The organism is Dyadobacter sp. 32 (assembly GCF_902506755.1).
Taxonomy (GTDB): domain Bacteria; phylum Bacteroidota; class Bacteroidia; order Cytophagales; family Spirosomataceae; genus Dyadobacter.
The window spans coordinates 908,602-929,353 of record NZ_LR735258.1 but is presented as its reverse complement, the minus strand read 5'-3'; the positions used below and the strand labels follow the sequence as shown (position 1 = coordinate 929,353).

19 protein-coding genes are annotated in these 20,752 nt (G+C 43.8%); 12 read left to right on the top strand and 7 right to left on the bottom strand.

Annotation, left to right across the window (positions count from 1 at the left end):
- Window positions 1–36: 36 nt before the first annotated feature.
- The 5 genes from DYADSP32_RS03655 (at window position 37) to DYADSP32_RS03635 (ending at window position 5,146) form a co-directional block, all read left to right on the top strand.
- Entirely contained in the window at window positions 37–1,290 is a 1,254-nt protein-coding gene (locus DYADSP32_RS03655) for a sugar MFS transporter (RefSeq protein ID WP_414617488.1), read from the top strand.
- 3 nt (window positions 1,291–1,293) lie between these two features.
- Window positions 1,294–2,376, top strand: a complete 1,083-nt coding sequence (locus tag DYADSP32_RS03650; RefSeq protein ID WP_149243983.1) for a galactokinase family protein — start codon at window positions 1,294–1,296, stop codon at window positions 2,374–2,376.
- Window positions 2,377–2,588: 212 nt separating this feature from the next.
- Complete coding sequence (ispG, locus tag DYADSP32_RS03645; protein WP_149243984.1) at window positions 2,589–4,598, top strand: (E)-4-hydroxy-3-methylbut-2-enyl-diphosphate synthase; 2,010 nt, start codon at window positions 2,589–2,591, stop codon at window positions 4,596–4,598.
- A 24-nt stretch (window positions 4,599–4,622) separates the two neighbouring features.
- A complete protein-coding gene (locus DYADSP32_RS03640; protein ID WP_414617487.1) occupies window positions 4,623–4,799 on the top strand; it encodes a DUF6728 family protein in 177 nt (58 codons plus the stop codon).
- Window positions 4,796–5,146: an MmcQ/YjbR family DNA-binding protein gene (locus DYADSP32_RS03635; RefSeq protein WP_149243985.1), complete on the top strand. Its 351-nt coding sequence runs from the start codon at window positions 4,796–4,798 to the stop codon at window positions 5,144–5,146. Before DYADSP32_RS03640 ends, DYADSP32_RS03635 begins: the two co-directional genes overlap by 4 nt.
- 113 nt (window positions 5,147–5,259) lie before the next feature.
- Here the strand turns inward: DYADSP32_RS03635 and gldC are convergent, their stop codons facing one another.
- Both gldC and DYADSP32_RS03625 read right to left on the bottom strand, forming a co-directional pair.
- The gene (gene gldC / locus DYADSP32_RS03630) at window positions 5,260–5,601 is read right to left on the bottom strand and encodes a gliding motility protein GldC (protein ID WP_149243986.1); all 342 of its coding nucleotides are present in this window, start codon (window positions 5,599–5,601) and stop codon (window positions 5,260–5,262) included.
- A 131-nt stretch (window positions 5,602–5,732) separates the two neighbouring features.
- The gene (locus DYADSP32_RS03625) at window positions 5,733–6,464 is read right to left on the bottom strand and encodes a DUF4197 domain-containing protein (protein WP_149243987.1); all 732 of its coding nucleotides are present in this window, start codon (window positions 6,462–6,464) and stop codon (window positions 5,733–5,735) included.
- Window positions 6,465–6,571: 107 nt separating this feature from the next.
- Between DYADSP32_RS03625 and DYADSP32_RS03620 the strand changes: the two genes are divergently transcribed.
- The 5 genes from DYADSP32_RS03620 to DYADSP32_RS03600 all read left to right on the top strand — a co-directional run bounded on the left by DYADSP32_RS03620 (window position 6,572) and on the right by DYADSP32_RS03600 (window position 11,865).
- On the top strand, window positions 6,572–7,840 hold the full coding sequence (locus tag DYADSP32_RS03620; protein ID WP_149243988.1) for a competence/damage-inducible protein A: 1,269 nt from the start codon (window positions 6,572–6,574) through the stop codon (window positions 7,838–7,840).
- A gap of 79 nt (window positions 7,841–7,919) precedes the next feature.
- Window positions 7,920–9,206, top strand: coding sequence for a dihydrolipoamide acetyltransferase family protein (locus tag DYADSP32_RS03615; protein WP_149243989.1), 1,287 nt, complete (start codon window positions 7,920–7,922; stop codon window positions 9,204–9,206).
- Window positions 9,206–9,739 (top strand): 5' nucleotidase, NT5C type, encoded by a 534-nt coding sequence (locus tag DYADSP32_RS03610; protein ID WP_414617486.1) that lies wholly within the window; start codon window positions 9,206–9,208, stop codon window positions 9,737–9,739. Before DYADSP32_RS03615 ends, DYADSP32_RS03610 begins: the two co-directional genes overlap by 1 nt.
- A 74-nt stretch (window positions 9,740–9,813) precedes the next feature.
- Window positions 9,814–10,491, top strand: a complete 678-nt coding sequence (locus tag DYADSP32_RS03605; RefSeq protein WP_149243990.1) for a response regulator transcription factor — start codon at window positions 9,814–9,816, stop codon at window positions 10,489–10,491.
- 3 nt (window positions 10,492–10,494) lie between these two features.
- Window positions 10,495–11,865 (top strand): sensor histidine kinase, encoded by a 1,371-nt coding sequence (locus tag DYADSP32_RS03600; protein WP_149243991.1) that lies wholly within the window; start codon window positions 10,495–10,497, stop codon window positions 11,863–11,865.
- A 251-nt stretch (window positions 11,866–12,116) separates the two neighbouring features.
- On the opposite strand, the gene DYADSP32_RS03595 is transcribed toward DYADSP32_RS03600, so the two are convergent.
- From DYADSP32_RS03595 to DYADSP32_RS03585, 3 genes are all read right to left on the bottom strand, one after another.
- Window positions 12,117–12,863 (bottom strand): acyl-CoA desaturase, encoded by a 747-nt coding sequence (locus tag DYADSP32_RS03595; protein WP_149243992.1) that lies wholly within the window; start codon window positions 12,861–12,863, stop codon window positions 12,117–12,119.
- Between the two features lie 149 nt (window positions 12,864–13,012).
- On the bottom strand, window positions 13,013–13,648 hold the full coding sequence (locus DYADSP32_RS03590; protein WP_149244982.1) for a DUF4159 domain-containing protein: 636 nt from the start codon (window positions 13,646–13,648) through the stop codon (window positions 13,013–13,015).
- A 70-nt stretch (window positions 13,649–13,718) separates the two neighbouring features.
- Complete coding sequence (locus DYADSP32_RS03585) at window positions 13,719–14,438, bottom strand: 16S rRNA (uracil(1498)-N(3))-methyltransferase (RefSeq protein WP_149243993.1); 720 nt, start codon at window positions 14,436–14,438, stop codon at window positions 13,719–13,721.
- A 395-nt stretch (window positions 14,439–14,833) separates the two neighbouring features.
- Here DYADSP32_RS03585 and DYADSP32_RS03580 point away from each other — a divergent pair, with 395 nt between their 5' ends.
- The gene (locus tag DYADSP32_RS03580; protein ID WP_149243994.1) at window positions 14,834–15,844 is read left to right on the top strand and encodes a glutamine synthetase beta-grasp domain-containing protein; all 1,011 of its coding nucleotides are present in this window, start codon (window positions 14,834–14,836) and stop codon (window positions 15,842–15,844) included.
- A 69-nt stretch (window positions 15,845–15,913) separates the two neighbouring features.
- Here DYADSP32_RS03580 and DYADSP32_RS03575 read toward each other — a convergent pair whose 3' ends face one another.
- Both DYADSP32_RS03575 and DYADSP32_RS03570 read right to left on the bottom strand, forming a co-directional pair.
- Window positions 15,914–16,468: a hypothetical protein gene (locus tag DYADSP32_RS03575; protein ID WP_149243995.1), complete on the bottom strand. Its 555-nt coding sequence runs from the start codon at window positions 16,466–16,468 to the stop codon at window positions 15,914–15,916.
- 77 nt (window positions 16,469–16,545) lie between these two features.
- A complete protein-coding gene (locus tag DYADSP32_RS03570; protein ID WP_149243996.1) occupies window positions 16,546–18,732 on the bottom strand; it encodes a glutamine synthetase III in 2,187 nt (728 codons plus the stop codon).
- Window positions 18,733–18,891: 159 nt separating this feature from the next.
- Here DYADSP32_RS03570 and DYADSP32_RS03565 point away from each other — a divergent pair, with 159 nt between their 5' ends.
- On the top strand, window positions 18,892–20,727 hold the full coding sequence (locus DYADSP32_RS03565; RefSeq protein ID WP_149243997.1) for an alkaline phosphatase family protein: 1,836 nt from the start codon (window positions 18,892–18,894) through the stop codon (window positions 20,725–20,727).
- The last annotated feature ends 25 nt before the right edge of the window (window positions 20,728–20,752 follow it).

Below are 20,752 nucleotides of genomic sequence, written 5' to 3'. Positions count from 1 at the left end.
ATCTAAACTCTTATTAAACTCTACTAATCAATTCCAATGACTCAGAAAAACAATTATTTGGTTCCCATGCTGGTGATGGCATTAATATTTTTCATGCTGGGATACATCACCTGGACCAACGGCCCTCTTATTCCCTACCTTAAGATTGTTTGTAATCTGGAGACCGATGTTCAGGCTTTCTTTGTAACCTCTGCTTTCTATTTCTCCTATTTCATCATGGCGCTACCCTCTGCCTCTCTTCTAGAGAAAATAGGGTTCAAAAATGGCATTATTGCCGGTCTTATCGTGGCTGCCCTTGGCTCGTTGTTGTTTATTCCAGCCGCCAACTCAAGAATGTACGGTCTTTTCTTAACGGCTCTCTTTATGCAGGGATCCGGATTAGCGCTGCTGCAGACAGCGGTAAATCCCTATCTGAGTATATTAGGTCCTATCGAAAGAGCTGCCCAAAGAATCAGTATTGTAGGTATTGCCAATAAAGCTGCCGGTATCGTAGCCCCTGTATTGGTTGGCGGGATCATCCTGAAAGGTGCTGGTGATCTGGAAAACAAATTGATGGTAATCACCGATCCGAAGGAGAGAGACGTAATTCTTTCGGAAATGGCAAGTCGAATCCAAACACCCTACGTGGCACTTGCGATTGTTTTGATCATAGTAGCCGTTCTCATCTTTTTCTCCACACTGCCTGAAATACAGGCAGAAGAAGAAGCTACAAGTGTTCAAAATCAGAAGAAAAGCGTTTTTGGATTCCCCAATCTGATACTGGGCGTAATAGCCATTGTTTGTTATGTAGGTGCTGAGGTTATCGCAGGAGACGGAATCGGGCAATATGGTAAAAACATTGGCATAAGTCTGGATGATGCTAAACACTTTACCTCTTACACCATGGCGGCGATGCTTGTGGGTTATGTAGTGGGAATCATTGCCATCCCCCGGTTCATTAAGCAGGAGGACGCACTTAAATATTCCGCAATCATCGGTATCATATTCTGTTTGATTGTAATCTTTACGGAGGGCTACACTTCCATTCTTTTTATTGCGCTACTCGGACTGGCAAATGCACTGATGTGGCCTGCCATTTTCCCTTTATCCATCAATGGGCTCGGAAGCTTTACCAAAGTGGGAGGAGCCATGCTCATCATGGGTATAGCACCCGGAGGAGGCTTGCTACCTTTATTGTACGCTTCACTTGGTGGCGAGACCAATCCTCAGCGAGGTTTTTGGGTCGTTATCATTTGCTATGTTTACATTCTTTATTACGCACTTGTTGGTTACAAAAAGAAAAGCTGGTAGTACATGAAAATATCAACACCCGGCCGCATTTGTTTATTTGGAGAGCATCAGGACTATTTGGGTTTACCGGTCATTGCTGCGGCAATTTCAAGAAGGATAAGCATAGACGGCGATTATAGAAACGACAATAAAATCATCCTGCATCTACCCGATCTGCATGAGAAAATAGAATTTTCATTGGATGAAACGTATCCCTACGTGGTTCAAAGGGACTATTTCAGAAGTACAATTAATGTCCTGAAGCGCAAAGGAAATATATTTTCCAGGGGCTTTGAATGTGTCATTACCGGTAATATACCCATAAACTCAGGTACATCAAGCTCCTCCGCTCTCATCGTATCCTGGGCTCATTTTTTGGATAAAAAAAGTGATAATCCCTTTAATTATTCTCAAAAAGAACTCGGCGAAATTGCGAATGCGGCAGAAGTGCTCGAATTTGGAGAACCAGGGGGAATGATGGACCATTACTCGACAGCTATCGGTAACGTAATCTATCTCGAATCCACACCCCAAATCCACGTCGAAACGCTGACTCCTGAATTGGGGACATTTGTATTAGGCGATTCGCTAGAACCAAAAGATACGCTGGGTATTTTGGGCCGGTGCCGGTATGGAATGGAAGATGTCGTAAAAAAAGTAAAGGCCCTTGATCCTGAATTCTCCATTTTCACCTCAACCCTGGCAAGAACGAATGACTACAAGGCGATTCTTTCGCAGGATGAGCTGAGTTTGTTACAGGCCAATATTGATGATCGTGAGATTTTGCTGGAAGGAAAGGCATTGTTGTCACAGGTGGTAATGGAGTCTCAAAGGCAACAATTGGACCATACTTTTGGTCAATTGCTTTCACGCCATTATAAAAATCTGCGGGATCATAAACGCACCTCCACCCCGAAAATCGAACGCATGATGGATGCTGCCTTGTCCGCAGGGGCTTTGGGTGGCAAAATAAATGGCTCTGGCGGAGGCGGTTGTATGTTTGTGTATGCGCCTACCGGAGCCGAAAACGTGGCCGAAGCAATAGAATCCGCTGGTGGTAAGAGTTACATCATTACAGTTGATTCGGGAACAAGAATGGAGAATTGAACCTGTCGACTAATAAATGAAGCCAAAACACCCAGGTGCCCGACGGTTGCCTGGGTGTTTTTGTTTTTGCATGTGCTTTTACAAAACAAAGTCGACACAGGAAATGCACCAATAAAATTCCATTTGTGTTTTACTTTCGTGAACTTTGCAGACCGTATCGATTGCAATTTTAAAAGTAAAAGAACTTTCGGTATTCATTATATAAAACAGCGATGACTTTGATCACAGCTCCCGAAAAAAAAACAAACATTTACTGCCCGTCCCTGACGGAATACATACGCCGCGATACGATCACCATCAAGATCGGAGATATACCAATGGGATCACAGTATCCTATCCGGGTGCAATCCATGACAACGGTGGACACCATGGATACGCAGGGTTCGATTGAAGAAGTGAAGAGAATGGTCGATTCGGGATGTGAGTATGTCCGGATTACCGCTCCAAGTGTTAAAGAAGCACAGAATCTGGAGAATATCAGGAAGGGCCTGCACAAGGAGGGAATTCAGGTGCCTTTGATAGCCGATATTCATTTCACACCAAATGCCGCAGAGCTTGCTGCCAGGATCGTAGAAAAAGTCCGCATCAACCCGGGCAATTACGCTGATCGCAAACGTTTTGAACTAATCGATTACACAGACGCTTCCTATGCTGCCGAATTGGAGCGGATCAGGGAAAAATTCATCCCGCTCATCAGAATTTGCAAGGAATATGGTACAGCCATGCGGATTGGCACAAACCATGGTTCCCTTTCGGATCGTATTCTCAGCCGTTATGGTGATACGCCCCTGGGCATGGTAGAATCGGCGTTGGAATTTCTTCGCATTTGTGAGGAATTCAACTACTACAACATCGCGTTATCCATGAAATCCAGCAACACCCAGGTAATGGTTGAAGCTTACAGGTTACTGGTTCTTCGTTTGAATGAAGAGGGCTTGAAATCCTATCCTTTGCATTTGGGAGTAACTGAAGCCGGCGAAGCTGAAGACGGGCGAATCAAATCCGCAGTAGGGATCGGCACTTTGCTCGAAGATGGCCTTGGGGACACGGTTCGTGTATCACTAACCGAAGCGCCTGAAAATGAGGCCCCGGTGGCAAGGGCACTCATCGCAAGGTACACTTTACGTACACCTCATGGCCATATCGAACCGGTTTCTCACTGCCCCATCAACCCATTTCAATATGTCAGACGGGAGACCAAAGAGGTTTACAACATTGGGGGCCTGAATGTGCCCCGGGTGATTGCAGATTATTCCAATCATATTGTGTCGGAACTGGATGACCTGAAAAGCATAGGTCATTTTTTCCTTCCAGTGCCCGATAAATGGGCAATGAACGATCAGGGTGCAGACTTTATTTATTCAGGAAAAAATCCGGTGCCCTTTATGCTTCCAAACGGCCTGAAGGAAATTATTGACTACGAGCAATGGCGCGAACATACCGATAGAAGTAACAAGTTTCCCCTACTAACCGCTGAGACATGGCTCAGTAACAATTCGCTGGAGCTTTCTGATCAGATAAATTTTATAAGCGGTACGATCCACTCATTCTCTCCGGAGTTTCTGGCATCCCTATCCGGCAAACTCAATCTGGTACTTGTCCTATCCAGTGCCAACGAACATGCCATGCCGGAAATGCGGCGGTTTTTCTATAAACTGGTCGAGAACCGGATCAAAGTACCCGTTGTGATTCAGCGTACGTACAAGACGGACTTAAAGGATGACCTTACATTGTATTCCGCAACCGACTTGGGAGGTTTGCTCATCGACGGCTTTGGCGATGGAATCCTGCTTTCCCCTCAATTCACCGCAGACTCCAATCATGTAGAAAGGCTTAAAGCCAAATCTCTATTCAACAGCATCGGTTTTGGCATTTTACAGGCGGCAAGAACCCGCATGTCTAAAACTGAATACATTTCATGTCCCTCCTGTGGCCGGACGTTGTTTGACCTGCAGGAAACCACAGCCATGATACGCAAACATACCGAGCACCTGAAAGGAATTAAGATTGGTATTATGGGCTGTATCGTAAACGGCCCGGGTGAAATGGCAGATGCTGATTACGGCTATGTAGGCATGGGAAAAGATAAAATAGCCCTTTATCGGGGGCAGCAGGTTATCAAACGGTCGGTAACAGCGGCCAGGGCCGTGGAAGAGCTGATTGAACTTATCCGGGAAGACGGTCGTTGGATCGAACCCAACGAAGTAGAAGTCCTTGTGTGATCAAACCATTTTAAATCCATTCCTATGAAAAAGTATTTTCAATTAGGCGACGTATTTTACTATTTTATCAGGGTATTCAAAAAACCCGACCCGAATGCGCCATCGTCATTTAATCTGCGTATGATGCATGGAATCAATAAAATCTCCATTGTGATGTTTCTCTGCGGGGTAATTTATTTCATCATCAAACACTTGGCATGAACCTCGAATCAATAAGGGATTACTGCCTCTCTCTCCCAGGGGTTACTGAAGAACTTCCGTTTGGACCGGATACATTGGTCTTTAAGGTTTTGGGTAAAGTGTTTTTACTCACACCGATCGAATCACATCAGATTCAGTTCAACGCCAAGTGTGATCCGGAAAAAGCAGAAGAACTCCGTACCATCTATCCGGATGTTCGTCCAGGTTTTCATATGAATAAGAAGCATTGGAACACCGTGCTGGTGACCGGTAATATTTCCTCAGACCTTATTTTCTCGTGGATCAAACACTCCTACGATCTGGTGGTGAAAGGACTTCCTAAAAAAGATCAGCTGGAATTACAGTAATTTGAGTAATTGTATATTACCCTGATCTGCAAGAATTATATTTTACAAAAGGGCAAAAACACAAAAGGCTATCGCCCTCGCAATAGCCTTCTGTGTATGCTGATTCCTGTTACCTATTTTGCTGCTTTCATCTCCTCGTCCAGTTTTTTACTAAGTGTCTCACAAAGACCTTCAATAGAGTCGGCCATGGTACGGTCGTTGGTCGCGGTCAGCAACGTATCGGCAATCCCACTCATAATTTCGATGTAGAATCGTTTCATCTCGAACACTTCCATTTCCTTCGTCCAGAGATCAATCTTTAAAGTCCCTCTGTGATAGTGATCCCACACCGCGATAGCAATGGCACGGGTGTCATTGATGCCTTCGTTGGGATTATCCGTCGCACTCCAATGTATTTTATCAGGGACATTTTGGTTATCCAGCTCAACGGTAAAGTGAATTTCAGAATTTTTCATCCGTAATTTAAATGTTAATTATAGTCTCAACGGACAGCTTTGCTTTATCGGGGACAAAACAGAGCTTGAAGCAGAACAAACAAAACAGTCCGTTTTCACAAAAGTAACCAATTGGGCAACACAAAGTGATCCTACTTTCCTGTTTGTGAAAAAACGCGTTTTAATAAATCACTAACCCGAGCCACCGGATCTTTTCTGATTTTCTTTTCTTCCTGGGCAATAAGCACGTACAATCCATCTATCGTCTTCTGCGTGGCGTATTCCTTTAAGTTAGGATTTACCTTCTTAACCAAAGGGATTTGATTGTAAGTCTTAACCAGATCTGCGTAATATTGTGTAGCCTTATTCAGATTCAAGGTGCTGTCTACAACCGGGAAAAAGGTGGAAAACAATTCCTGATTTGTGGTACGCTTCAAATACTGGGTTGCGGCGTCGTCCTCACCTTTCAGAATTCCCACTGCATCAGTAATGGTCATGGAGGTGATGGCTTTCACAAAAATCGGTTTGGATTTTTTAGCGGCATCTTCCGCAGCCCTGTTTAATGAGAGTGTAAACTTGTCCACTTCACTGCCAAGTCCCATCTTGCGCAACGTTTCAGCGACCTTTTGAGCCTCCGGCGGAACGACAATTTTAATTAATTCATTTTTAAAATACCCATCGACTTTGGACGCTTCGGCCGACCCGTTTCCAATGCCTACGGTCAACGCTTCTTTCAATCCCCGGGCTATGTCACCCTCGGTAAGAGCGCCACCCGACTTTTGAATTCCATCCAGCACCTTACCCAAATTAGAATTGAATTGTGCCTGCGAAGCACAGCCGGATAATAGCCCGCAAAGAGCTATAATTAAGAATTTTTGGTTCATTAGTAATCAGTTTGTTAATTTTCAACTATGACTCAAACGTACTCAATAACGATTAATTTTACTTAATTTTGAAAAATAAACGGTGTATTTAACTCAAATTTTGATTTATGAGCCAGACAATCCGGGCTGAAATTATTACCATAGGAGATGAAATTCTGTTTGGACAAATTACAGATACGAATACACAATGGATTGGCTCTCAACTCACCGATATCGGTATCAGGCCGACTCGAAAGACCTCCGTTGGTGACAACAGGAAAGATATATTGTCCGCAATTTGCGGGGCTAGTGAACGCGCTGATATTGTAATCGTTACAGGTGGGCTTGGACCCACCAAAGATGATATTACCAAACAAACATTTTGCGAGTACTTTGAAAGCAGCCTCGAAATAAATCAGGAAGCACTTAAATTGATCACCGATTTCTTTGCTAAAAGAGGTCGCGTTATGACTGAACTGAACATTCAACAGGCGGCGCTCCCAACAAACGCAACTTATATCCCAAATTTATGGGGAACTGCGCCAGGCATGTGGTTCGAGAAAGATGGGGTTATTTACGTTTCATTGCCCGGGGTTCCATACGAAATGAAAAGTCTGATGGAATTTGAAATTCTACCCCGACTGCAGAAACGATATAATCAAAACATTATCACACACAGATCGGTACGCACAATTGGTATAGGCGAGTCATTCCTGGCAACCCAAATAGCCGATTGGGAAGATGCATTACCGGAACACATAAAACTTGCCTACCTGCCGCATTTCGGTCAGGTAAAGCTAAGATTGACCGGATCTGGGACAGACAGTACGCAGCTCAACGAGGAACTACAGGCCCAAATAGATCAATTACTTCCCTTGATCAGGGAAAATGTCTTTGGATTTGATTCGGACGAACTTGAATCGGTCGTTGGAGCGTTACTCACTAAGAGCTCTTCGACGCTGGCCACCGCCGAAAGTTGCACCGGAGGCTTTGTTGCCAGCCAAATCACCAGTGTCCCCGGTTCTTCTCAGTATTATCAGGGAACGGTAGTAAGTTATAGTAATCAAGTGAAAGTGAACATTCTGGGCGTTTCACCACAGACCTTGGAAACATACGGTGCCGTAAGTGAGGAGACAGCCCGCGAAATGGCCGAAGGAGCGAGAAGATCACTCAACACCACCTATGCCATTTCTACAACGGGTGTCGCAGGACCCGACGGAGGAACCATTGAAAAACCCGTAGGGACCGTCTGGATAGCTTGTGCAACACCTACGGAAACAGTAACTCAGCAACTCAAATTGAGTGGCACGAGAAAGATCAACATTGAACTTACGTCCTCTTATGCGCTTAACTTGTTAAGAAAAACCATATTAAAAGCATTGCCAATTGAAGCTTGAATCGGATGCAAAGAGAAGAATGAAAATAATGGCCCTGTTTCAACCATTCAAGTAATCATTAGCTGATACCAAAATACGCATGAAAATAGTCGAAATGTTGATGCCGCCTATGGGTGAAAGTATCATGGAATGTACGGTACTGAACTTATTAAAAAAGGCCGGAGAAAAAATTCAAATAGACGATTCTATTCTGGAGGTTGCCACCGACAAGGTAGACACCGAAGTTCCGACACCCTATACGGGTGTATTAACCGAATGGTTGGTGAAAGAGCAGGAAATTGTTGCCATCGGAAGCCCGGTAGCTAAAATTGAAGTAGACGACGATGCCATCATTGTAGCGGAATCATCGTCACCTGCCACTTACTCTGAGGACACCCACGATCCAGCCGTAATCGAGAGTCTTGAGCAACGAATCGATGATGTAGTTCGTATATCTGTTGAGCAAAGCCTTCCACAGGAAACTGCTGAAACCAATACCTTCTACTCACCCTTAGTGCTCAATATAGCGCGGGAGGAAAATATTTCGCCAAAGGAGCTTTCTTCAATCCACGGTACCGGTGCAGAAAACCGGGTAACCAAAACGGACATCATTGCGTATCTGAAACTGCGAAAACTCTCAGAAGACAAGCCATTGGCTTTTACCTCGCTGAATGGTGGCAATGAGATCATAGAAATGGATCGAATGCGTAAAATGATTTCACAACGGATGGTTGAATCCAGACGGATATCGGCTCATGTTACGTCATTTATCGAGACTGATATGACTTCTGTTGTCAAATGGAGGGAGGCAGTTAAAACAGATTACCGTAAGAAGTCCGGTGACAGTATCACTTTCACGCCGATCCTGATCGAAGCCGTGGTAAAAGCAATCAAAGATTTCCCGTTGATTAACATCTCGGTGGAAGGCGATAAAATCATAAAGAAAAAAGACATCAACATAGGGATGGCGGTGGCTTTGCCTGATGGAAATCTGATCGTTCCCGTAATTCATCATGCCGATCAGTACGATCTGCCAGGCCTGGCACGAAAGGTAAATGAACTGGCGCGACGTGCCCGTGAGAATAAACTGAAAGCTGATGATCTGACCGGTGGGACCTATACCATCTCGAATATCGGCGCCTTTTCCAATCTGATGGGCACGCCCATTATTGTTCAGCCACAGGTTGCCATTATGGCTTTTGGAGCGATCAAGAAGAAACCGGCAGTTATTGAAACCGCACAGGGCGATCTGCTTGGAATCCGGAGTCTTATGTTTATATCTCACTCCTACGATCACCGCGTGGTGGATGGTTCATTGGGTGGCATGTTTTTGAAAAGAGTAAACGACCATCTCGAAAATTTTGACACGCATAGAACACTAATGTGATGCTGAGACTTACCCTAGACATGGACGACGTGCTTGCCAACACGCACAAAAAGCTAGTCAATATTATTTTGAACGATTTTGATTCCTTACTTACAGAGGAACAACTGCATTCCAAAGCACTAAAAGAACTGTTACACCCAAAACAATTAAAGAGATTAAATAAAATTATTGATTCGCCTGGCTTCTTCGCCGACATCGAAGTGATGGACGGGGCAAAGGAAACGGTGTATCGTCTGTCCCATTTTTACGAAGTTTTTATAGCCACTGCGTGCATGGAATTTCCCACGTCATTCAAGGATAAATTTGACTGGTTGCACAGGCATTTCAGTTTCATCCCGTGGACAAACATTGTATTTTGCGGTTATAAGAGTATCATTCATTCTGACTACCTGATAGACGATCATGTGCGAAATCTGATGGCATTCAAAGGGGAAGGTATATTATTTTCGGCACCGCATAACCTGCAAAACCGTGCATTTAAGCGGGTAGCAAACTGGGAAGAAATCTCAGAACTGTTTCTGCCAGTTGCCTGATAAAAGCCGTTTAACAAGAGAATTAAAGTTAAAGCTCACAACGGTCGAACGCCCGACCCCCGAAAGTTAATCTTATGAAATTACTATTGATCGAAGATGAGCCAAAAACGGTACAATCCATCAAGCAGGGCCTGGAAGAAGACGGCTACGAGGTAGATATTGCCTATGACGGGCTCATTGGCAAGCAGATGACCAAAAACAACACCTACCAACTTATCATCAGCGATATCATCATTCCGGGAATCAACGGCATTGAATTGTGTCGTGAAATTCGCAAAGGAGGGGACGAAACGCCAATTCTTATGTTAACTGCTCTTGGTACAACGGACGACAAGGTGACGGGGCTCGACGCGGGTGCTGATGATTATCTTGTAAAGCCGTTTGAATTTAAAGAATTGCTGGCCAGAGTGCGGGCACTTACCAAACGAGGTTCTTCAATTTCACAAACAGCCCAAATACTTCGTTTTGCTGATCTTGAGATTTCCATGGATGCCAAAACAGTTCATCGAGCGGGAAACAAAATAAACTTAACGGCCAGGGAATTTAATTTACTGGTGTATCTGATCAGAAATCAGGGTCGTGTGATTTCCAAGGTAGAAATTGCCGAACAAGTATGGGACATTGGTTTTGATACAGGTACCAATGTCATTGAGGTATACGTAAATTATCTACGCAAAAAGATAGACAAAGACTATCCGGTAAAACTTATTCACACCCAGTTTGGAATGGGCTATGTGTTAAAAACCGAGTAAACCATGCAGATCCGCACCCGCCTTACCGTTCAATTTTCCCTTTTGGTGAGCGGAATACTGCTGGTCACTTTTGTGGCCATCTATTTCTTTTCCTACATCAATTTAAGAGAGGATTTTTACGACAGACTGGTTTCAAAAGCCAATTCGTCTGCGCGGCTATTGGGCGGAGTGGTAGTAAGTCCGGATATCATCAGAGCTTTGGAAGGGTCCAATACCGACCGGATCTATAATCAGATCATTCTGATCTACGATGATAAAAACCGGCTCATGTACACCAATTCCAGTACAAGCTCCAAAAGCATTCATGTTTCCAGATACTGGCTTAACGAAGTGCGGAAGGCTGGAGAGATCCGATATACCGACGGCCAGTCGAAGGTGGTCGCATTGTCCACCAAATTGCCCTATACACAAGCCGTCGTGTTACTGGGCGCTCAGGATGTGGTTGGGCAGGTCAATTTGATCAACCTTTCCAAACTTTTGATCGGTCTCTTTATTGGCGTGACAATTATTGTAGCTTTCGCAGGTTGGATTTTTGCCAAACGAGCACTCCGTCCCATATCCCGGGTGATGAATGAGATTGAGGGAATTCTGCCACAAAAGCTGGACACCAGACTTGAAGTTCCTAATCAGCAAGATGAAATTGGACGGCTGACCACCACTTTCAACAAGCTGCTCGATCGCATTGAAACCGCGTTTCAGATGCAGAAAATATTCGTTGCCAATGTATCTCATGAGCTAAAAAATCCACTGACAAAAATCAGGTCACAACTCGAAGTAAGCGCTATGAAGGAAAGAAGCACTTCCGAATACCGCAGCACCATACACTCCGTACTTGAAGACATCCAGGAGCTAGCCCAGCTTTCCAATACCCTTTTAGAATTGGCGAAGGTAAGTGAGGATCAGGGGGATCTTCTGACAGAAGTGGTGAGAATTGACGAATTACTATGGGACACGCGCACCACCTTGTCCCAATCCAGCACCCAGTGCTTCATACAGTTTCAATTGGACGAGCTCCCGGACGACGATACCTGGCTGGAAATATCGGGCAATTCAACACTGCTGAAAACCGCATTCCTCAATTTAATGGACAATGCGTGCAAGTTTTCGGAAGATCACTCCGTGAATGTGAGTTTACGAACATCCGAAAACAAAGTAACGGTTCAGTTTAGCGATAAAGGTAAAGGAATCCCGGAACCTGACCGAACACTGGTGTTCCAGCCATTTTACAGAAGTGAAAACACCGCCAACGTCAAGGGCTATGGTATTGGCCTGTCACTGGTGGATAGAATTGTAAAATTACACAACGGCACCACCACCATACTGCCCAATCATCCGCAGGGAACAATCTTCATTCTTGAATTTCTCAGACTCTAAGCAAATTCTAATTTTACCTTAAGCTCGTTTTAAGTATTGCAGTATATTTTTGTATTGTTCCTCTAAGGCTATTGACGAAGGAGGTAAAAATATTAAATGAGATTTCATTTTTTGTGGTGTTAATAAGCAAACTTGGCAGGTGTCTATCACACCTGCCAAAGTTTTTTTAGGGGTATGTCGAACAGGTTGATGTGGTCACAAAAAAACAGCTCACATTGCTGCAAGCTGCATTCATAGTATTCAGGCTAAGGTCAGGCTTTCTTTCTGATCTCAATAATCTTCATCTTGTTCAATAGCTTAATCACAGGATAAGTGGGGTCAACTTCAAACCATTTAGACCCAAAATTGATTGAATTGGGCCGTTTATGATGATTATTTTGAAACAATTCACCCATCATTAAAAAGTCAAAAATCAGTGAATTTTTAGATTTATCATCGTTATCAAAATTTTGATAACCGTACTTATGACCACTCCAGTTCACGATGGCTCCATGGATGGGGCCCATCAAAAAATGAATAGGCAACAAAAAGAAAAATGCCCAGTGCATATCCAGGTACAGATACGCAAGAATGTAAAAAGCGGAGTACAACAAAGCCCATCCCAATCTGGACATCCACGAATCCCCAAGTTTTTCTATAAAACGCCATTCTGGATAATTGCGCTCAAATTGAGACTCGATAGCGCGCTTACGATTCAAAACGGCATTGTAAATATCCTTAGTCTCCCACATCATCGTGAACACATTTTTGGTATGGTGGGGTGAATGCGGATCTCTTTCTGTATCACTGAACGCATGATGCATCCTGTGCAAAATAGCATAAGCTCGTGGGCTCAGGTAGGATGATCCTTGTGAAAGGTATGTAAGCAGATAAAAAAACCTCTCCCATGGTTTACTCATTATGAACATCTTATGTGCCGAGTAGCGATGAAGAAAAAAGGTTTGGCAGAATAGAGAAAGATACCAGTGCACAACAAACACCGCAAGAACAATATACATGAATGACTTTTTATTAATAAATTATTACACCTTACAAATTTAATACCTAACGCTGATAATACCATCATGAAGGAACGTAAATATGTCCTTCTATTTATATTCAGTCTAACAAACCATCCATCCGAATAACCCTTATTCCGATGGCAGGATTACAGCAGCGTGAAAGCATAACTTACCAGGTTGGCACCCATTTGCAAAGCCTTACGTCTCAATTCCTCCGGATCTTTATAAACACTCTGGTCCTCCCATCCATTTCCCAGGTCGGTCTCATAGGAGTAATAACAAAGCAAACGCCCTTGCCAGATCAACCCAAATCCCTGCGGCTTTTTCCCATCATGCTCATGAACCTTTGGCAATCCGTCCGGGAATACGTATTTGAGGCGGTATACCTGATGATCAAACGGCAATTCGACAAACGTAAGCTCAGGAAAAACCTTCTTCATTTCCCTGCGAATGAAGGGGTCCAGGCCATAGTTATCATCGATATGTAAAAAGCCCCCTGACAACAAATAATTGCGCAAGTTTTGCGCATCAGCATCTGAAAAAACCACATTACCATGTCCGGTCATGTGCACAAATGGGTAAGTGAATAAATCCGGGCTTCCCACTTCAACCACATCTTCGGCGGCACTTATATTCATCCTGAGTTCCGAATTACAAAATCTGATTAAATTAGGCAATGAGGTTTTATTAGCGTACCAGTCCCCCCCTCCTCCGTATTTAAGCTTTGCAATCTTTAAGGTCGACTGAGAAAATACGGAATATGTAAAACACATGAGCAACATGGGCACCAAGACCCAACCTTTGATAATTTGCATATGCACAGCGATTTATAAATTTTAAGCAAGTGATTGGTCATCCCACAGTTTTCAATAATTGTGCCAGGTTGATAGCGTCACATCCTGCGACTGCTGCAGTTTCTGTACGCAAACGATTTGCTCCCAACGATACGGTTTCAAAACCCTTCTCCACTGCGACCTGTACCTCAGACGGCGAAAAATCACCTTCCGGCCCAATGAGTAGAACTGTACTTTGATCCTTCCTGACCTTTTGAAAGACATGATCATACAATTGATTATCGGGCACATAGGCAATTAACTTCCTATCAGCCACTATTCCCGTTACAAACTCCGTAAAATTACTGTTTAAAGTGATTTTAGGCTTATAAAATTGTTGCGACTGTTTCATCGCAGCAACTGCGATCTTATTCAATCGGGTGAGATTCACCACCCTCGACAGTCCCTCGCGACTCGTATGATCTGTAACAACAAATTCGATCCGTTCCACTCCAAGCTCGGTCATTTTTTCCACCATCCACTCGTTTCTTTCAGCCTTCCTGGTCGGAGCAACAGCAATGGTAATTGAAAAAGGGCGCTTAGGAATATGAACGGAATCAACCACTTCCAAAGTAACCTTCCTTTGTCCTACATTGATTCTGCAACGCTGATGCAAACCTGCCCCATCTGTAACATCGATAACAGCTCCGGTAGTCAACCTAAGCACCTTTGTACAATGACGCGACTCCTCCTCATCCAATTCATAAACCCCAGGTTCCGGCAGAAAAAATAAATTCATAAAACAGTCAACAGCAAAATGTCTGAGTCCAAAACGTAGCAATGTTCAAAACTAGTGAATTTACCCCAAAGACACCTTACTAAAAAAGTAACAATACCAAGAATTTAAATATATTGAAAAACATCGCATATTTTGGATTTTAACGGTATTTCGATAGTTTCAGTCCATAATTTCATCTGATTTTAGGCGAACCGACGCAAAACTATGCCCTTACGTATAGATTTGACACGACACCCAAATTATAAGAAAAATACATTTTTTACTGACAATACTACCAAATTCCCAATAATATTCTGCGGTTTCATAAATTTTATTAGATTTAATTTTTTAAAATACAATTTAGCATTAATATTGTGTCGTATTATTAATTCGTCACCACTTTATCTAGTACTATTATGTCAAAATCCAAGCTGGAGTATATTTGGTTGGATGGCTACAAGCCGACCCAGAGTTTGCGCAGCAAAACCAAAATTGAAGAAGATTTTAGCGGCAAGCTGGAAGATTGCAGCAATTGGTCATTTGATGGCTCATCCACTGAGCAGGCTCTTGGAGGCTCGTCTGACTGTTTGCTAAAACCTTGCTATATCGTACCTGATCCGCTTCGCAGAGATGCGTATTTGGTAATGTGCGAAGTTTTGAATGCTGATGGAACTCCACACATTTCTAACGGTCGGGCAACAATAGAAGATGATGACAACGATTTCTGGTTCGGATTCGAACAAGAGTACTTCCTTTGGGATATTGAAACAAACAAACCTCTTGGATTTCCTGCAAATGGATATCCAGCACCACAAGGCCCATACTATTGTTCAGTAGGTGCTCAAAACGCATACGGCCGCGACATCATTGAGGAGCATCTTGATGCTTGCCTTGATGCAGGTTTGAACGTAGAAGGAATTAATGCCGAAGTGGCAGCAGGACAGTGGGAATTTCAAATTTTCGCAAAAGGCGCGAAAGAAGCCGGAGATCAAATCTGGCTGGGCCGCTACCTGCTCGAGCGTATCGGCGAAAAATATGGTGTTTCAATAAACTGGCATTGCAAGCCATTGGGAGATCTTGACTGGAACGGAAGCGGTATGCACGCTAACTTCTCCAACACTGCCCTGAGAACAGCTGGCAGCAAAGAGGTATTCGACAAAGTTTGCGAATCGTTCCGCCCTGTAGTAAAAGAACACATTGATGTATACGGTGCAGACAACCATTTAAGACTTACCGGTAAGCACGAGACTGCAAGCATTCATGATTTCAGTTATGGTGTTTCCGATCGTGGTGCGTCCATTCGTATTCCTGTTCTGGTTCCTCAAAAAGGATGGAGCGGATACCTGGAAGATCGTCGTCCTAACTCGGCTGCTGATCCCTACAAAGTAGCTGCACGTATTATCAAAACCGTAAAAGCTGCTCTATAACAATTAGAATTTTGCAATAAAAAAGCCGCTTTACAGCGGCTTTTTTATTGTTATCGGTTTCCCATAATTTCAATCTTCCTCTTCGCTTCCTGTGAAGGAATACAACGTGGTATCCAGTTGCAGCCTTCCTGAATTGAAACGGATAATGAAGTCATTGATCACCCTTTCATTTATTTCCGTTTTGTTAAGCCCCACCTCAAGGCCTATCCCATATTCAAACGTATCGTCAATCTCCACGTGTTCCCTTACGGTAATTTCTTCATTCTCTTCAATCTCCTCAATAAATTCAGTAAGCAAGGTTTCTGCTTCCTCCTCCTTTTCGGGGTCTACTTTGTAATGATCATCACGCTCATCCTGAGACACATAGTCGGGAAATTCCTTCTTCAACCTTTCCAGTGCTTCGTCATAAACCAAGGTGGAATGATGCAAGCGCAAAGTATAAATCAAGGCATCGTACACCACCTCCTTCTCTTTGTAATAGCCTACAAACTGGATGTGCGCATGTTCATTATTTTCCTCTTCATCATCTTCAAACTCGTCAGCGACGTAAACAAAATTTAACCGCTCAGCCTTACATTCTTTTTTTAGCTGCGCAATTTCTTCTGGATCAAATCCCGGATTCATAATATTAGTTTAAATTGGTTGTTATCGACAATTGAGTTTTAACTGAAATTACCGTTTAAAAATTACAAATAAAAAAATTATTCCAGAAATAACATTTCCCTATACTTGGCAAGCGGCCAGTCCTCATCATCTATCAGCAGTTCAAGCTTGTCTACGTGATATCTGATCTCATTGAAATAGCCCTTCACTTTTGATCCGTAATAGGTTGCCCGTGCGAGAAGATCCTCAATATTGTTTGCTGTTTTCCTGGCCTCGGTCATGTCATGTACCAGTTTTTTAATGACCACAACATGCGTAGATATGTCCCGAATTATTTCTTTAATGGGCTCTGCCTCCTCAAGCATTTCAAGATCCGTTAGCGACCGTGCGGTCTGGGCAAGCTTAAACTGGTATTTAACCACCGTTGACACAATGTGATTTAAGGCCAGGTCGCTGATCACCCGCGATTCTATCTGCAATTTTTTAACATAGTTCTCGAGCTCAATCTCGTACCTGGCATGAAGCTCACGCGAGGAGAGTACGCCCATTTTTTCAAAAGCGCTGATCGTACTTTCTGTAACATAAGCGTGTAACGCATCATAAGTAGCACTGATGTTGGTCAAGCCTCTGTCTTTTGCCAGTTCCACCCATTCATCTGAATATCCGTTACCCTCAAATAGAATTTTTTTGGATTCTTTAAAGTAGCGCTTTAGGATCTCCACAGTAGCCACTTTCTTTTCTTCACCTGCTGCCAGCCTGTCATCCATTTCCTTTTTAAATTCCACCAGCTGATTCGCCACGATGGTATTCAGTACGATCATCGGTGAAGCACTATTCTGGGCACTCCCCACGGCACGATACTCAAATTTATTCCCGGTAAAGCAAAATGGTGAAGTTCTGTTCCTGTCCGTATTATCTCGCTGCAGATTGGGTATCCTGGTAATTCCGAGCTTATAGTAAAAATTTTCACCCTTTTCCAGGGTAATCTCTCCTTTATTGACCAGCTCTTCGAGCATGTTGGTCAACTCTCCGCCCAAAAACACCGATACAATCGACGGCGGAGCCTCATTTGCACCTAAACGATGTTCATTCCCAGCAGAAGATATCGAGGCGCGAAGCAGATCCGCGTGATCGTGAACAGCCTTTACAACATTCAGAAGAAAGGTCAGGAAGCGAAGATTTTCCTTAGGTTTGCTCGTGGGTGCCAGTAAGTTAATCCCTGTATCGGTGGACAAAGACCAGTTGTTGTGTTTACCACTGCCATTGATACCTGCAAAAGGTTTTTCGTGAAAAAGTACCTGAAAATTATGCCGCTCCCCTACCTTTTGCATCAGGTCCATAAGCAAAGCATTGTGGTCTATGGCCAGGTTGACTTCCTCAAAAGTAGGCGCGCACTCAAACTGCCCCGGTGCTACTTCATTATGCCTGGTCCTGACAGGAATTCCAAGCTTAAGTGCTTCAAATTCAAAATCCACCATGAAAGCATTTACTCTGGGCGGGATGGAGCCAAAATAATGGTCATCAAGCTGTTGCCCTCGGGCCGGACTATGACCAAATACGGTACGGCCAGTCATCAGCAGGTCGGGCCGGGCATAGTACAATGCCTTATCTACCAAAAAATACTCCTGCTCTATACCCAACGTGGGGGTAACTTTGTCCACATCACGGTTAAAAAACTGGCAAACCTGCGTGGCTGCTTTATCCAGCATCACCAGTGATCGTAGCAAAGGCGCTTTATAATCCAGTGCTTCACCAGTGTAAGAGATAAAAACAGACGGAATACATAAAGTTTTACCACCAGCTCCGTTATCCATTAAAAATGCAGGGGAGCTAGGATCCCAACCTGTATAGCCCCTTGCCTCGAAGGTAGCACGTAAGCCACCACTGGGGAAGGAAGAGGCATCAGGTTCCTGCTGAACCAGGGCACTGCCTTTGAATTTTTCTACCGCTTTGCCGTCAATGGTCAGATCGAAAAAGGAATCGTGTTTTTCCGCAGTAGATCCGGTAAGAGGTTGAAACCAGTGCGTATAATGGGTGGCGCCCTTTGATATAGCCCACGACTTCATGGCAGCAGAAACTTCCTCAGCAACTTCGCGATCAATGGTAGATCCCGACCGGATGGCGTTACTTATCTTCATATAAGCCTCTTGAGAAAGAAGGGTCCGCATGACATCGTCACTAAAAGTATTGCTTCCATAAAGATCAGCTACCTTTTCTGTAGGCGGTGTCAGCGTTGGAGCTACTCTGCCCTGGGCAATTTCAAAAGCTTTAGAACGAAAGGTCATAAGGGGACGGATTTTAGATTATTGCAGTCAAATTTATTTATTTCATCATACTATCTTCCAAAACTGCACGAAATTTTCCATTATTTCACATGCACTGCCATTTCCGGTTACCTTTTCATTCTATTTTTTTGGAATTTTACATTTCCATTAAAGACACCAATGTTTAAGCGACTCATATTTCTATTTCTATACTGGATGTTCTGGCTTCTCAGTTTCCAGCTCTTCCGACTACTTTTTCTCGGTTACCATTATCAAAAAGCCCTTGATATCGGAGGCAGTCTGATAGGACAAAGCATCTGGCATGGCGTGAGAATGGATATCTCTTTTGCAAGCTATATACTGGTTATCCCCACATTGCTTGTTGCATTCACAGGAAACAACTGGAACTGGTACCTGAAACTCATGCGCGGCTATAGCATAAGCATTTCCATTCTCATGGCTACACTGGTTGTGATTGATCTCGAACTTTTCAAAGCCTGGGGATTCCGAATTGACAGTAGCTCGCTGCATTACCTAAAGACACCCAACGAGGCATTCGCGTCAATGGCTGCCGCACCCGTTGTGCCTCTTACGCTGCTGCTTATTATACTATCCGTTATACTTATCAAATGTCTTGTCAGGATAGGCTACCGGAGCATCCCATTTTTCAATAAGGTACACCTAACGCTCAACTTCGTACTCTTCGTTTTTCTGACGGCCTGTCTTATTATTCCAATTCGCGGTGGTTTACAGCAAATTCCTATGAATGAGAGTAATGCGTATTTTTCAAACAAGAGTTTTGCCAATTTTGCTGCCATAAATGTTCCCTGGAACTACGCAAGCTCGGTTATCAACAGCAGTTACAGCAAGTTAAATCCATATATCACTATGGAAGAAAACAGAGCAGAAGAGATCGTTGCCAACCTAAACGTAGCCAGTTCGGAATATGAGCAACTAATTCGAAACGCTGAAAAACCGAATGTTGTCATTATCATCTGGGAAAGCTTTACAGCAAAAGTAGTTCGTGGACTGGGAGGTGTTCCGAGCGTTACCCCTCAGTTTGACCAATTAGCAGAACAGGGCATTCTCTTCAGGAATATCTACGCCAGCGGTAACAGGAGCGACAAAGGCATGGTGGCTATCCTGAGCGGTTACCCATCTCAACCCATCCCATCCATCATCAAAATCCCTACCAAAACAGCAAGCCTGCCCTCTTTGCCCAAGTCGTTAAAACAACATGGATACTTTACCTCATTTTACTATGGTGGTGAAACGGAATTTGCCAATATGAAATCCTATTTTCTCCAGCAGGGGTTTGATCGTATTACCGACAAGCATAGTTTTGAAAAAGCAGACATGAACTCAAAATGGGGGGCGCACGATCATGTCGTGTTTAACCGCCTCCTCACTGACCTGGATCAGCAGCGACAACCCTTTTTCTCAACCATTTTCACTTTAAGCAGCCACGAACCATTTGAAGTTCCTGTGAAAAAAGCAATTCCGGGAAACGATACGGAGCACCTCTTTATGAATGCGCATCACTACACGGATTCGGCCCTGGGCGATTTCATTAGAAAAGCAATGACAAGGTCGTGGTGGTCCAATACGCTTGTGGTAATTATTGCGGATCATGGACACCCATTGCCAGAAAAACCCGCCGGCAAGCTAAACGAATTTCACATTCCCATGTTGTGGCTTGGCGGGGTGCTCGAAAAAAGATCCATAACGATCGATACGCTGGCTTCTCAAACCGACCTGGCAAGCACTTTACTACATCAGCTCGACCTGAAAGCCGATGAATTTACCTGGAGCAACGACATCTTAAAGAAAAACCGCACACCATTTGCATATTTTGCATTTAACAATGGCATGGCCTGGGTCAAACCCAACGGATTTATGGTGCAGGAGAACGTTGGACGTAACCTCATCGAGCAGGGTGGAACCCTGCCTAAGCACGAAGTGGAAAACGCCAGAGCCTATTTACAGGCCTCTTTCGCAGATTATTTGAAGCGTTAAGTGTAAAAGGTGTAATTTTGCGAGT

Coding starts and splice junctions, on each gene's coding strand:
- DYADSP32_RS03655 (WP_414617488.1), top strand. CDS start 37: ATGACTCAGAAAAACAATTATTTGGTTCCCATGCTGGTGATGGCATTA.
- DYADSP32_RS03650 (WP_149243983.1), top strand. CDS start 1,294: ATGAAAATATCAACACCCGGCCGCATTTGTTTATTTGGAGAGCATCAG.
- ispG (WP_149243984.1), top strand. CDS start 2,589: ATGACTTTGATCACAGCTCCCGAAAAAAAAACAAACATTTACTGCCCG.
- DYADSP32_RS03640 (WP_414617487.1), top strand. CDS start 4,623: ATGAAAAAGTATTTTCAATTAGGCGACGTATTTTACTATTTTATCAGG.
- DYADSP32_RS03635 (WP_149243985.1), top strand. CDS start 4,796: ATGAACCTCGAATCAATAAGGGATTACTGCCTCTCTCTCCCAGGGGTT.
- gldC (WP_149243986.1), bottom strand. CDS start 5,601: ATGAAAAATTCTGAAATTCACTTTACCGTTGAGCTGGATAACCAAAAT.
- DYADSP32_RS03625 (WP_149243987.1), bottom strand. CDS start 6,464: ATGAACCAAAAATTCTTAATTATAGCTCTTTGCGGGCTATTATCCGGC.
- DYADSP32_RS03620 (WP_149243988.1), top strand. CDS start 6,572: ATGAGCCAGACAATCCGGGCTGAAATTATTACCATAGGAGATGAAATT.
- DYADSP32_RS03615 (WP_149243989.1), top strand. CDS start 7,920: ATGAAAATAGTCGAAATGTTGATGCCGCCTATGGGTGAAAGTATCATG.
- DYADSP32_RS03610 (WP_414617486.1), top strand. CDS start 9,206: ATGCTGAGACTTACCCTAGACATGGACGACGTGCTTGCCAACACGCAC.
- DYADSP32_RS03605 (WP_149243990.1), top strand. CDS start 9,814: ATGAAATTACTATTGATCGAAGATGAGCCAAAAACGGTACAATCCATC.
- DYADSP32_RS03600 (WP_149243991.1), top strand. CDS start 10,495: ATGCAGATCCGCACCCGCCTTACCGTTCAATTTTCCCTTTTGGTGAGC.
- DYADSP32_RS03595 (WP_149243992.1), bottom strand. CDS start 12,863: ATGTATATTGTTCTTGCGGTGTTTGTTGTGCACTGGTATCTTTCTCTA.
- DYADSP32_RS03590 (WP_149244982.1), bottom strand. CDS start 13,648: ATGTTGCTCATGTGTTTTACATATTCCGTATTTTCTCAGTCGACCTTA.
- DYADSP32_RS03585 (WP_149243993.1), bottom strand. CDS start 14,438: ATGAATTTATTTTTTCTGCCGGAACCTGGGGTTTATGAATTGGATGAG.
- DYADSP32_RS03580 (WP_149243994.1), top strand. CDS start 14,834: ATGTCAAAATCCAAGCTGGAGTATATTTGGTTGGATGGCTACAAGCCG.
- DYADSP32_RS03575 (WP_149243995.1), bottom strand. CDS start 16,468: ATGAATCCGGGATTTGATCCAGAAGAAATTGCGCAGCTAAAAAAAGAA.
- DYADSP32_RS03570 (WP_149243996.1), bottom strand. CDS start 18,732: ATGACCTTTCGTTCTAAAGCTTTTGAAATTGCCCAGGGCAGAGTAGCT.
- DYADSP32_RS03565 (WP_149243997.1), top strand. CDS start 18,892: ATGTTTAAGCGACTCATATTTCTATTTCTATACTGGATGTTCTGGCTT.